Origin of the sequence: Vibrio chanodichtyis (assembly GCF_028863985.1) — a bacterium.
Classification (GTDB): domain Bacteria; phylum Pseudomonadota; class Gammaproteobacteria; order Enterobacterales; family Vibrionaceae; genus Vibrio; species Vibrio chanodichtyis.
On sequence record NZ_JARBFT010000014.1, the window covers coordinates 58,628 to 70,237 of the forward strand.

Annotated in this window: 14 protein-coding genes; 8 read left to right on the plus strand and 6 right to left on the minus strand. The window is 50.6% G+C overall.

The annotated features are described in order from the left end of the window. Positions 1–3 precede the first annotated feature (3 nt). The 3 genes from rsmB to def are packed head-to-tail and all read right to left on the minus strand — an operon-like array spanning position 4 to position 2,812. A complete protein-coding gene (rsmB, locus tag PUN32_RS12100; protein ID WP_274723461.1) occupies positions 4–1,284 on the minus strand; it encodes a 16S rRNA (cytosine(967)-C(5))-methyltransferase RsmB in 1,281 nt (426 codons plus the stop codon). Positions 1,285–1,337: 53 nt separating this feature from the next. Further along, positions 1,338–2,285: a methionyl-tRNA formyltransferase gene (gene fmt, locus PUN32_RS12105; RefSeq protein ID WP_274723449.1), complete on the minus strand. Its 948-nt coding sequence runs from the start codon at positions 2,283–2,285 to the stop codon at positions 1,338–1,340. A gap of 17 nt (positions 2,286–2,302) precedes the next feature. Continuing rightward, positions 2,303–2,812, minus strand: a complete 510-nt coding sequence (gene def, locus PUN32_RS12110) for a peptide deformylase (protein WP_274723462.1) — start codon at positions 2,810–2,812, stop codon at positions 2,303–2,305. Positions 2,813–2,950: 138 nt separating this feature from the next. Between def and PUN32_RS12115 the strand changes: the two genes are divergently transcribed. From PUN32_RS12115 to PUN32_RS12130, 4 genes are read left to right on the plus strand one after another with little or no spacing between them, the layout of a single operon-like run. Then, on the plus strand, positions 2,951–4,072 hold the full coding sequence (locus tag PUN32_RS12115; protein ID WP_274723450.1) for a LysM peptidoglycan-binding domain-containing protein: 1,122 nt from the start codon (positions 2,951–2,953) through the stop codon (positions 4,070–4,072). Continuing rightward, positions 4,072–5,187 (plus strand): DNA-processing protein DprA, encoded by a 1,116-nt coding sequence (gene dprA / locus PUN32_RS12120; RefSeq protein WP_274723451.1) that lies wholly within the window; start codon positions 4,072–4,074, stop codon positions 5,185–5,187. The genes PUN32_RS12115 and dprA overlap by 1 nt, the downstream gene beginning before the upstream one ends. 2 nt (positions 5,188–5,189) lie before the next feature. Continuing rightward, positions 5,190–5,666 (plus strand): DUF494 family protein, encoded by a 477-nt coding sequence (locus PUN32_RS12125; protein ID WP_274723452.1) that lies wholly within the window; start codon positions 5,190–5,192, stop codon positions 5,664–5,666. Positions 5,667–5,677: 11 nt separating this feature from the next. Further along, positions 5,678–6,262, plus strand: a complete 585-nt coding sequence (locus tag PUN32_RS12130; RefSeq protein ID WP_274723453.1) for a DNA topoisomerase family protein — start codon at positions 5,678–5,680, stop codon at positions 6,260–6,262. An 88-nt stretch (positions 6,263–6,350) separates the two neighbouring features. On the opposite strand, the gene PUN32_RS12135 is transcribed toward PUN32_RS12130, so the two are convergent. Both PUN32_RS12135 and purE read right to left on the minus strand, forming a co-directional pair. Further along, the gene (locus tag PUN32_RS12135) at positions 6,351–7,484 is read right to left on the minus strand and encodes a 5-(carboxyamino)imidazole ribonucleotide synthase (protein WP_274723454.1); all 1,134 of its coding nucleotides are present in this window, start codon (positions 7,482–7,484) and stop codon (positions 6,351–6,353) included. 3 nt (positions 7,485–7,487) lie between these two features. Next, positions 7,488–7,973 carry a 5-(carboxyamino)imidazole ribonucleotide mutase gene (purE, locus tag PUN32_RS12140; protein ID WP_166013966.1) on the minus strand — a complete coding sequence of 162 codons (486 nt, stop codon included), beginning with the start codon at positions 7,971–7,973 and terminating at the stop codon, positions 7,488–7,490. A gap of 169 nt (positions 7,974–8,142) precedes the next feature. On the opposite strand from purE, the gene PUN32_RS12145 reads away from it, so the two are divergent. The 4 genes from PUN32_RS12145 to PUN32_RS12160 are packed head-to-tail and all read left to right on the plus strand — an operon-like array spanning position 8,143 to position 10,820. Continuing rightward, positions 8,143–8,700, plus strand: coding sequence for an L-threonylcarbamoyladenylate synthase (locus tag PUN32_RS12145; protein WP_274723455.1), 558 nt, complete (start codon positions 8,143–8,145; stop codon positions 8,698–8,700). Between the two features lie 30 nt (positions 8,701–8,730). Then, positions 8,731–9,651: an oxygen-dependent coproporphyrinogen oxidase gene (gene hemF / locus PUN32_RS12150; protein WP_274723463.1), complete on the plus strand. Its 921-nt coding sequence runs from the start codon at positions 8,731–8,733 to the stop codon at positions 9,649–9,651. Positions 9,652–9,711: 60 nt separating this feature from the next. Next, a complete protein-coding gene (gene aroE, locus PUN32_RS12155) occupies positions 9,712–10,548 on the plus strand; it encodes a shikimate dehydrogenase (RefSeq protein WP_274723456.1) in 837 nt (278 codons plus the stop codon). Then, entirely contained in the window at positions 10,545–10,820 is a 276-nt protein-coding gene (locus PUN32_RS12160) for a DUF1488 family protein (protein ID WP_274723457.1), read from the plus strand. The genes aroE and PUN32_RS12160 overlap by 4 nt, the downstream gene beginning before the upstream one ends. On the opposite strand, the gene PUN32_RS12165 is transcribed toward PUN32_RS12160, so the two are convergent. Continuing rightward, positions 10,801–11,352, minus strand: coding sequence for a gamma carbonic anhydrase family protein (locus tag PUN32_RS12165; RefSeq protein ID WP_274723458.1), 552 nt, complete (start codon positions 11,350–11,352; stop codon positions 10,801–10,803). The two genes, PUN32_RS12160 and PUN32_RS12165, sit on opposite strands and share 20 nt — an antisense overlap. Positions 11,353–11,610 lie beyond the last annotated feature (258 nt).

Below are 11,610 nucleotides of genomic sequence, written 5' to 3' on the forward strand. Positions count from 1 at the left end.
GCATCACAGTTGTTTTTTCAATACCGCGTAATAGAAGCCATCCATCGCTTGTTCACCGGGCAAAATTTGACGGCCAGGCTGGCTCGGATCGGAATCGATCAGGCTTGCATTGGGAGTGCGTTGCAAGAACGCTTTAACCTGTAAACTGTTCTCTTGTGGCGTAATCGAACAGGTCGCGTACACCAACGTACCACCGGGTTTTAATTGTTGCCACATGGCGTCTAAAATTTCGCGCTGCAGCTCAGCAAGAGCAGTAATATCGTTAGCGCGACGGAGCCATTTGATGTCTGGATGACGACGAATTACCCCAGTGGCTGAACAAGGGGCATCGAGTAAGATGCGATCAAACTGCTCGCCTTGCCACCAATCTTGCGGATAGCGGGCATCACCACAAATCACTTGTGCCTTAAGTTGTAAGCGCTGCAAGTTGTCTTGTACCCGTTTCAGACGGGTTTGGTCACAATCAATCGCCACCACTTGGCTATTTGGGGTGCGCTCTAGGATATGTGCCGTTTTACCACCCGGTGCGGCGCAGCAATCTAAAATCAGCTCTCCGGCTTGCGGAGTGAGGTAATTGATGGCTAACTGCGCTGCGGCATCTTGTACTGAAACCCAGCCTGCGGCAAAGCCCGGCAGTTGCTGCACATCACAAGGCGTGTCTAAGCAGAGTGCATCTGCTGCTTGCGAGTGCGGCTGGCTAGCAATACCCGCTTGCTCAAGCAGCGCTTGATACTCAGCACGCGTATGGTGTTGATGGTTGACCCGCAGCCACATCGGCGCTTTGCTGTTATTGGCTTCTACAATTTGTGGCCACTGCTCAGGATAGCTCTCTTTGAGCAGTTTGAGTAACCAACCTGGGTGACCGTAGCGTCCGGCATCATGGCTGGTGGCTTGTGCATCTAAGCGATCTTGATCGCGCTGGTAGTTACGCAGCACGGCGTTAATCAGACCACGTAGGCGCGGGCCTTTGAGATCTTGTGCGCCTTCGACCGTTTCACCGACGGCGGCATGGGCAGGAATGCGCATAAAACTCAATTGGTACAAGCCGACCAAAATCAGGAAGTGAAAGACCCGTTGCTTGCCTTTTAATGGTGTTTCCATCAGCGCTTGGCTGATCGATTCTAAACGGGGCAGTTGGCGTAATACGCCATAGCAGATCTCTTGCAGGAGCGCATGATCGCGTGGCCGAACTTGCTGCTGAGCGATAGGTAAAGCATTGGAGAGTGATTGGCCTAAATCAACCACTTGGTACAGAGCCGACGCGGCGGCGGCGCGAATATTCATCATAAAATCGAAACCAAAAAATAGGCCCCAGCGCTATCGGCTAGGGCGAACCATTAACTGAGCTGGCTACCGACACTAAACCAGTCGGCGCGCGCATTAAGAATATCGGTCACAGGCAAGGCTTTTTTGCCTGGGATTTGTAGGCTTTCCAGCACCAAAACTTGGTGTCCGGTTGCTATATAAATGCCACTCTTATCCGCTTGCAGGATGGTGCCCGGCGTTTGGCTTACCACTCGATCTTCAACCCGAGCTTGCCAAACTTTGACGCTGTTTTCGGCGACCTCAAAATGGCTCATCGGCCATGGATTAAAGGCGCGGATACAGCGTGCAATGTGCGCAGCATCGTCACTCCAGTTGATGCGTGCCTCTTCTTTACTGAGCTTATGCGCATAATTAGCCTGTGCATCGTCTTGCGCTACCGCGACTGCGGTGCCTTGCGCGATTTGGCTTAAACAGTCGAGCAGTGCCTGTGGGCCGAGTCCAGCTAGCTTGTCATACAGGCTAGCGCTGGTATCGTGCGGCTCAATCGGCAAGCGAGCAATGTTGAGCATCGCACCGGTGTCCAGTCCAACATCCATTTGCATAATGGTCACGCCCGTTTCACTATCACCGGCCCAAATCGAGCGTTGGATGGGTGCTGCACCACGCCAGCGTGGCAAAATTGAGCCATGCACGTTAATGCAGCCGAGTTTTGGTGTGTCGAGCACAGCTTTGGGGAGTAACAAACCGTAGGCGACCACGACCATCAGATCGGCATTGAGATCGGCAAGCTGCTGTTTGGCCTCTGGCGATTTAAAGTTTTCTGGCTGATAAACCGGAATGTTGTGCTCAAGTGCCAGGTTTTTAACTGGGCTGGCGGTCAGTTTTTTACCGCGTCCCGCTGGGCGATCGGGTTGGGTATAGACCGCGATGATGTCGTGCTCCGAAGACAACAACGCCGCCAAATGACGGGCGGCGAAATCCGGAGTACCTGCAAACACAATACGGAGTGATTGGCTCAAGCTTACCTCACAGTAAATTATTTTTTCTGGTTGAAGCGTTTGATTTTCTCTAGCTTCTCTTTAATACGGTTACGTTTCAGCGGTGACAGATAATCGACAAACAGTTTACCGGCTAAATGGTCCAGTTCGTGCTGAACACAAATCGCGAGCAGATCGTCTGCGATGAAGCGATAGGGTTGGCCATCTCGGTCTTGGGCTTGCACTGTTACTTGTGCTGCACGTGGCACCAGTGCACGAGCCCCCGGCACCGACAAACATCCCTCTTCAATACCGTCTTCCCCTTGGCTGGCAATGATTTCTGGATTAATCAGCACCATCGGCTGATCGCGCGTTTCAGAAATATCAATCACCACAATTCGTTGATGGATATCGACCTGGGTCGCTGCCAAACCGATGCCTTGCTCGGCATACATGGTTTCCAACATGTCATCGACAATTTGTTGGATGTGCGGCGTGATGGTCGTGACCGGTTTGGCCACGGTACGCAGCCGATCATCAGGGAAGGTTAGTACTTGCAATACAGACATATACACTCGAAATGTTGAACTGTGCCGAAACAGCTTAATGCGTGTTGGTTCAATTCTAGACATTTTATGATCCAAATGACAGCATCCGGACGTGATTTCTCCACCACCCAGTTCTCTTTCGACCAAGGAAGCAAGGTCATGGCACGATTAACCCGCTATATTGCTTGCGCGTTATTACCTTTCACTTTATGCAGTGCACCGGTAATCGCCGAGCCGAAAACTCCACTGACACTCAAACACAATGCGCCGCAAACTTATACTGTGGTCAAAGGCGATACTCTGTGGGATATCTCGGCATTGTATCTAGATAGTCCATGGTTATGGCCGAGGCTTTGGCAGGCTAACCCAGAGATCAATAACCCGCATTTAATCTACCCTGGCGATAAATTGACCCTGTTTTGGCGCGATGGGCAACCGGTGCTGAGTTTAAAGCCGATGGTAAAACTTAGTCCACAAGTGCGAGTGGTGACAAAGCAAGCGGTACCTACGGTGCAAGAGAGTTTGGTGTTACCTTATCTGCAGTCGGATCGCTTGATGAGTCCCGCGGTTTTGCAAGATAGTGCGCGGGTGATAGGTTCCAGTGATGACCGTAAATATCTGACCAAGCAAGAGCAGTTGTATATCACCGGTGTTCACAGCGAGAAAACGTGGGGAATTTATCGCGAAGTTGCCCAATATCTGCGGCAAGATGAGGTGATGGTGGTGCTGCGTTTGGTGGCGCTAGGTGAGTTGGTGATGACTGACACGCATTTCAGTGGTTTGACGCTGTTCGAGCAGACGCAAGAGATCCTGCGCAATGATATTGCGTTACCAGAAGTTGACCTTGCACAGCGCGCTCTTTCTACCACTTTCTATCCACAACCTGCGCCAGAGGGAAGCCAAGCCCAGATCCTTGGTTCATTAGAAGGCAGTCATTATGCCGGGCAAAACCAAGTGGTGGTGATTGACCAAGGTCGTGATGATGGTTTGGTGCAAGGCAGCATGTTTGAGCTTTATCAGGCCGGAGCAAAAGTCAACACCAAGCAGGCTTGGTTTGCCAGCTCGCAGTCAGCTTCAGAGGTGCAGCTGCCGAATTTAAACATCGGCAGTTTGATGGTGATCCGCCCTTATGCGCGTTTTAGTCTGGCGTTAATTACCCACAGTTTAGCGCCGATCAGTCAGGATATTTTGGCGCTTGCCCCTGAGGCCGCTACACCATCCTCAATCGCGGATCGAGGGGATGTGGCCACACCCATTCCCCCACTTGATGATGCGGGTTAATGAAGGATCACGATTTAGCCACTTGGCTAGCGCTGTGTTTTACCCCCAAGCTGGGGAGCAGAACACTCTCTTATCTATTGGCTACTCAATCGCCAGCTCAGCTGTCAACCTTCACGCCTCAGCAATGGTTGGCGCGTGGCCTTAAACCAGAACAGTTAGCCTTTTTAACCACTCGCGCCGCCGCGCAAGCTGAGCAGAGCTTGCAATGGCGTAGCGCTGCCGATCACCGCTACATAGTGACACCACATTGCTCGCACTATCCTCGTTTATTGAAAGAAATTGCAGCGCCGCCTCCGGTGCTGTTTATCGAAGGTCAGCTACCCGCTTTGCACGATCCTGCACTGGCGATTGTCGGTAGCCGCAATGCCAGTATTGACGGACGACAAATTGCGCGCCAGTTTGCGACCGAGCTGGTTCAATCCGGGTTGGTGGTAGTCAGCGGATTAGCGCTCGGGATTGATGGACATGCGCATGATGGCGCTTTGCAAGCCAAGGGGCAAACGGTGGCGGTATTGGGCTCTGGGTTAGCGCAAATCTACCCCAAACAGCATCAAGCTTTGGCGGAGCGAATTATTGCCCAAGGCGCATTGGTTTCCGAGTTTGCACCGCATGCTGCACCGCGGGCCGATCACTTTCCACGCCGCAACCGTATCATTAGTGGTTTGTCACTGGGGGTGGTGGTGGTCGAAGCGGCGGAAAAAAGTGGTTCGCTGATCACCGCCCGTTATGCTGCCGATCAAGGGCGTGAAGTTTTTGTGGTGCCCGGATCAATTTTCAACGCCGCCAGTCAGGGCAGTAATCAACTGATCCGGCAAGGGGCGTGTTTAGTGCAAAGTGTGCAACAGATCTATCAGGAGCTCAAAAATCCACTCTCTTGGTTACTCTCTGAACAAGCATCGCGCCAAGCGACACTTTTTTGTGCCAGCCACAGTGATGAAGAATTGCCATTTCCCGAGCTGTTAGCTAACGTAGGGGTAGAAGCTACACCCATTGATATTCTGGCAAGCCGGACTAAAATCCCGGTGCAGGAAATCATGATGCAGCTCTTGGAGTTAGAACTCCTTGGGCATGTGGTTGCAGTACCTGGTGGCTATATTAGAAAGGGGAGAGGCTAGCTATGATGATGGATATTTTGATGTATCTGTTCGAAACCTATATCCATAGCGATGCTGAGTTGCAAGTGGATCAGGACCATCTGGAAGATGAACTGCTGCGCGCAGGTTTTCATCAGCAAGATATTTATAAAGCCCTCCATTGGTTGGAAGATTTGGCGGCGTTGCAACAAACCGATGCCCAAACGGCGATTGCGAAAAGTGCCCCAACTTCAATGCGCATTTACGCTGCCGAAGAGATTGAGCGGCTTGATCTTGAGTCGCGTGGTTTTTTGCTTTTTCTTGAGCACATCAATGTGCTAACCGCAGAAACGCGAGAGATGGTAATTGATCGTGTGATGGGATTAGAAACCGATGAGTTTGAACTAGAAGATCTCAAATGGATCATTTTAATGGTGCTGTTCAACGTTCCGGGCAATGAAAATGCTTATACTTTGATGGAAGAGCTGCTGTATAGCCAAGAACAAGGCGTGTTGCATTAAGTGGGTGATAGATGAAGCGTAAAATTGACCCCCAACTGTTCACGGCTCACGAACAGGCGCTACCAAGCTCACCTTGTCCTCAATGTGGTGCAACCTTGCAGTTACGTCACGGTAAACATGGGCCTTTTTTAGGCTGCAGCGCTTACCCAGAGTGTGATTATATTCAGTCGCTGCATCACAATGATGCTCAAGTTCTCAAACCGTTAGGCGTGGCTTGCCCAGCATGTGGCCATGAATTGGTGCTACGCCAAGGTCGTTATGGGATGTTTATTGGTTGTAGTGACTATCCGCAGTGTCATCATATTGAGTCGACCGACAGCCCCCATCAACCAAGCGAGCCTGTATTTGCCATCACTTGTCCTGAATGCGCTCAAGGTCATCTGATTGAGCGCCAATCTCGCTTTGGTAAACGGTTTTATGCTTGTGATCGTTACCCTAAATGCAAATTTGCACTCAATGGGACACCACGGGCTCAAATCTGTACCCAGTGTGGTTTTTCGGTAATGCTTGAGAAGCACAGCGCTGCGGGGATGCGTTTTCAGTGTGCCAATCGCAAATGTGGCCATATTCAAGCGGTTGCTACAGGGGTGATTTGATTCACCGTAGGGCTAACCCCATTCTCATTTTCAGCGTATCAACCATCAAGCCGCGTTAAACGCGGCTTGATCGCCAGAGCGGATCTGGTTAATGCTCGATCTGATTAGCAGCCAGATGCAGTGCTGGAAAGGCTTCTGCATCAAGTAGCGCCGCTAGCTGGCATAGTTTACGCTGCAGCTCACCGGTGTAATCGGCGGTCACATTGATGTGACCCATCTTGCGTCCAGCACGCTTCTCTTTGCCGTACCAATGTACATGACAACCTTCGAGAGCCAACACGGCGCTTGCCAATTGGTCTTCGCCGAGAATGTTGATCATCGTGGTTTCACGGACCAATTTGGTACTGCCTAGTGGCAAACCACACACCGCGCGTAAGTGATTTTCAAACTGACAGGTTTCTGCGCCCTGTTGGGTCCAGTGGCCCGAGTTATGTACCCGCGGCGCAATTTCGTTAACTAACAGTTGCCCCTGCACGTCGAAAAACTCCAGCGCTAATACACCAACATAGTTGAGTTGCTCGGCGACAGCTTGAAACATGGCGTGCGCTTGTGCTTGTAGCTCTGGTGCGTCAATCGCAGTCGATAGGCTGAGCACGCCTTGAGTGTGCACATTTTCTGCCAAGGGATAGACCACGATATCGCCGGCTAAGTTACGCGCACCAACTAGTGAAACTTCACGATCAAAGGCGACAAACTGTTCGGCAACAATCGCTTGCTGTGGGTTGGCCGCTAAGTATTGTGCTAATTGTTGCCAAATCTCTTCGATCTGTGAATGGTGCTTTAAGCGCCATTGGCCTTTACCATCGTAGCCGCCAAGGGCACTTTTTAGCACCATAGGCATCCCGATGTCAGTTACCGCTTGTGCGAAATCCGCTTGAGTGCGGATAATCGCATAGTCTGCGTTGGCCACTTGAGCGCGATCCAATAACGCTTTTTCTAGACGGCGATCGCCACCAATTTTGATGGCTTGCGCACTTGGGTAGAGTTTTCCGCTACTCGCACACAGATCAAGAATAGGATGTGGAATATGCTCAAACTCGGCGGTGATCACATCCACTTGCTCAATCGCGTGCTGCAACCCATGTCCCAGCACCTGTTGGGTTAATGGATGGACAATTTGTTCTGAGCCAACATCAAAAGCGATGGTGGTAATATTGAGCGGAGCTCCTGCCAAAGACATCATTCGCGCGAGCTGACCTGCGCCTAGCACTAACACACGCATCGGTTACTCCTCGCGAGGGTCTGGGTTATCCAACACCAATTGAGTTTGCTGAGCGCGGAACGCTTCAACTCGGCTCATCACTTCTGGTTGATGCACGCCGATAATTTGTGCCGCGAGTAATCCGGCATTGGCAGCACCGGCTTCGCCAATCGCTAGCGTGCCGACCGCAATCCCTTTAGGCATTTGCACAATCGAGTATAACGAATCGAGTCCAGACAGTGCCCGTGACTGGACTGGTACGCCTAAAACCGGCAGGCAGGTAAATGCCGCGGCCATCCCTGGTAAGTGAGCTGCACCGCCAGCACCAGCGATGATGACTTGCAGACCGCGCTGTTTGGCGCTGGAGGCATAATCAGCCAGTAGTTGAGGAGTACGGTGTGCCGAAACCACTTTGGTTTCATATGCCACACCTAAGTGGTCGAGCATCTCTGCTGCATGCTTCATGGTTGGCCAGTCTGACTTAGAACCCATGATAATACCGACGGTCATCTCAAACTCCTTCAGTGTTGTAAATTGAGCGACGAGCGCTGATTGCCGCGCATTATACGAGGATTTTTACCTCAAGCAAACGTTTGCTTTTTGTGGTTGTTCGGAAATACTGGTCAATTGCTCTGCGATTCGTACACTGAACAGAATAGAGCGATGAGGAGTTGAATAAGTGGATAATCTGCAACAAGCGGTCGATGCGCTACGCAGCGGTGGCGTGATCGCTTATCCGACAGAAGGTGTGTTTGGTTTAGGGTGTGATCCGGATAATCAAACGGCTATGCTACGTTTATTAGCGATTAAGCAGCGCCCTGTAGAAAAAGGGGTAATTTTAATTGCGGCTAACTATCAGCAACTGCAACCCTATATTGATGAAACCCAATTAAGTGCTGAGCAACTGGCGCAAGTCTTGGCATCTTGGCCCGCGCCTTTAACTTGGGTGATGCCAGCCAGTCGCTACACTCCAAGCTGGGTTCGTGGTCAGTTTGATACTGTGGCGGTGCGGGTTTCAGCTCATCCACTGGTGCAACAACTGTGTGTCGCGTTTGGTAAACCTTTAACTTCAACCAGCGCTAATCTGAGTGGTCAGCCAGCGTGTGTGACGCAACAGCAAGTCATCGCACAGCTTGGGGAACACATCAGTGTGGTGGTGGAAGGTAAAACCAGTGGCCGGAGTGGACCGAGTGAAATTCGTGATGCTCGCAGCCTACAAGTATTAAGACAGGGATAACCCTGCGCAGGAGAGAAAGTGAAGTCTACTATTGTTCAACCGGCGATTGATAAACAGGCGGTACAACATTTTTTACGGCAGTTGCAAGATAGTATTTGTCAGCAACTGGAGGCGGCGGATGGTCAAGCGCGGTTTATTGAAGATCAGTGGCAGCGAGAGGCGGGTGAAAAATTAGCGGGAGGCGGCCGCACGAGGGTGATGCGTGATGGTGCGGTTTTTGAACAAGGTGGCGTGAATTTTTCGCACGTCTTTGGTGAGCAAATGCCCGCTTCTGCCACTGCGCACCGGCCAGAGTTAGCTGGGCGTCGCTTTGAAGCGATGGGAGTCTCGTTGGTGATGCATCCGCATAATCCACATGTTCCCACCTCCCATGCTAATGTGCGTTTTTTTATTGCCGAAAAAGAGGGTGAAGCACCGATTTGGTGGTTTGGCGGCGGTTTTGATCTAACGCCTTGCTATCCAAGACTTGAGGATTGCCAAGCTTGGCATCAAACGGCGAAAAATCTCTGCGCGCCTTTTGGAGCGGATGTCTACTCTGAGCATAAAGCGTGGTGTGATCGTTATTTTTACCTGCCCCATCGTAATGAAACTCGTGGCATTGGCGGGTTATTTTTTGATGATCTCAATCAGTGGCCGTTTGAGCGTTGTTTTGAATATTTGCAAGCTGTGGGTGCTGGATATACCGAGGCGTATCTGCCTATCGTTGAACAGCGTAAAGCCACCCCGTTTGGTGAGCGCGAGCGTCAATTTCAGCTTTATCGTCGTGGTCGCTACGTTGAATTTAACTTGGTATTCGATCGCGGTACGTTATTTGGTTTACAAACGGGTGGGCGTACTGAGTCAATTTTGATGTCAATGCCACCTTTAGCGCGCTGGGAATACAGTTATCAACCCGAAGCCGGAACGCCTGAAGCTCTGCTTAGTGAGTTTTTAGTTGCGCGAGATTGGTGACGCGTTAGGTTTCCAATGATAGGGTCATGTCAGTGACCCATTGATGACGTAGGCAAGGATATGGCTTCTCAAATTGATCAGTATGTCGTGTTTGGTAATCCCATCCAGCACAGTAAATCGCCCTTTATTCATACTTTATTTGCTCGGCAAACCCAGCAGTCGATGACTTATACTGCTCAATGTGTCGCGCTGGATGGATTTAGTGAGGCTGCTCGCCACTTTTTTGCACAAGGCGGGCGAGGGTGTAATGTCACCGTGCCATTTAAGGAACAGGCGTATCATTTGGCTGGGCGGCTCACTGAGCGTGCTCGTTTGGCTGGTGCGGTCAATACGCTTAAAAAACTCGACGATGGTGAAATCTTGGGCGATAACACTGATGGTGCTGGCCTAGTGCAAGATTTGCTGGCTCGATCGGTATCACTGTGTGGTGCGCGCATTTTGCTGATTGGTGCTGGCGGCGCGGCGCGTGGTGTGCTTAAGCCTCTGCTTGATCAACAGCCCGCATCAATAACTATTACCAATCGAACCCTGGCTAAGGCGGAGCAACTGGCGGCGCTGTTTTCTTTATACGGCGAAGTGGATGCACAACCTTTTGCGAAGCTGGATCAGAGCTATGATGTGATCATCAACTCAACCTCGGCCAGTTTGAGCGGTGAACTTCCGGCGATTAGCCCCACGATCTTTTCTCCTCACTCAGTATGTTATGACATGATGTATGGTCAGAGCTTGACGGTATTTAACCAATGGGCGTTGCAACATGGTTGTACTCAGGTGATGGATGGTTTAGGCATGCTGGTGGGACAAGCGGCAGAAAGTTTTATGCTTTGGCGTGGCTTGCGTCCGGGAACACAACAAATTTTGCGTGAATTGCGTAAAAATCTAGCTGGTGGGATATGAATCAATCAATCTTATTCTCTGATTTACACCATTGGGATGAAGCGAAACAAGCGGTGGTCTTTTTTGCTCAGCAAAATGGGGCATTAATTGAGTGTCTTGCTGCTCGGCAAGTTTTACAAGCCTTAGCAGCAAGGGAGTTAACTGACCCACAAGAGATCGTCTGGGCATTTGAACAATGGCGCTTTGACCTAGAGGAGATCGCTGAACAGGCGATTGAAGAGGAAATGTTTAATCCTCTAGGCCAAATTGAGATCACTCGTGAGCCGATTTAACCTCACTAATATAGTCATTTTTGCTCTGCACATAATTGGCCGCTGATTGGAGTAGAAAAGCGCGCTCTTGTTCAGTCAGAGCTCGCGCTTGCTTTACTGGGCTGCCTAAATAGAGAAAGCCGCTGATCAGCCGCTTGCCGGGAGGGACTAAACTTCCGGCTCCGACCATCACATCACTTTCAATCACCGCTCCATCTAATACAATCGATCCCATGCCAACCAAAACGCGATCGTGTATTGTGCAGCCGTGTAGCATCACTTTATGCCCAACGGTGACATCATTGCCTATCAATAAAGGATGGCCATCAGGGTTTGCCGCATTCTTGTGGGTCACATGCAATACTGACCCGTCTTGAATATTGCTGCGTTTTCCAATTCGGATATGGTTGACGTCTCCACGAGCCGCGACTAAGGGCCAAATGCTGGCATCATCATCCAGCTCAATATCACCGACAATCACGGCGCTAATATCCACATAAACTCCAGTCCCCAATTTTGGTTCAATGCCCTTATAGCGACGAATCGAGCTCATAGTTGCTCCTTTTTATAGTCAATCTGGTGTGAATAGAGAGTTTAATCGCCAATAAATGGTGAATTACGGCTAAACTATCATCACTTGGTCGAGTGGTTAAAAAAAAACTCAAAAAGTCCTTGCTAATGTAATCAGCATCCCTATAATGCGCCCTCACTGACACGGCAGACGCCGCAAGGCTTCAGGGCCAGTCAGCTAGGCAAAACGCTTCGATGCAAAAAGATGAAAAAAGTGTTTGACACTGACAATTATCTCGCT

Bases quoted from the DNA above. Each gene is read 5' to 3' on its own strand.
- rsmB (WP_274723461.1), bottom strand. From the start codon at position 1,284: ATGAATATTCGCGCCGCCGCCGCGTCGGCTCTGTACCAAGTGGTTGAT.
- def (WP_274723462.1), bottom strand. From the start codon at position 2,812: ATGTCTGTATTGCAAGTACTAACCTTCCCTGATGATCGGCTGCGTACC.
- PUN32_RS12115 (WP_274723450.1), top strand. From the start codon at position 2,951: ATGGCACGATTAACCCGCTATATTGCTTGCGCGTTATTACCTTTCACT.
- dprA (WP_274723451.1), top strand. From the start codon at position 4,072: ATGAAGGATCACGATTTAGCCACTTGGCTAGCGCTGTGTTTTACCCCC.
- PUN32_RS12125 (WP_274723452.1), top strand. From the start codon at position 5,190: ATGATGATGGATATTTTGATGTATCTGTTCGAAACCTATATCCATAGC.
- PUN32_RS12130 (WP_274723453.1), top strand. From the start codon at position 5,678: ATGAAGCGTAAAATTGACCCCCAACTGTTCACGGCTCACGAACAGGCG.
- PUN32_RS12135 (WP_274723454.1), bottom strand. From the start codon at position 7,484: ATGCGTGTGTTAGTGCTAGGCGCAGGTCAGCTCGCGCGAATGATGTCT.
- purE (WP_166013966.1), bottom strand. From the start codon at position 7,973: ATGACCGTCGGTATTATCATGGGTTCTAAGTCAGACTGGCCAACCATG.
- aroE (WP_274723456.1), top strand. From the start codon at position 9,712: ATGGCTTCTCAAATTGATCAGTATGTCGTGTTTGGTAATCCCATCCAG.
- PUN32_RS12160 (WP_274723457.1), top strand. From the start codon at position 10,545: ATGAATCAATCAATCTTATTCTCTGATTTACACCATTGGGATGAAGCG.
- PUN32_RS12165 (WP_274723458.1), bottom strand. From the start codon at position 11,352: ATGAGCTCGATTCGTCGCTATAAGGGCATTGAACCAAAATTGGGGACT.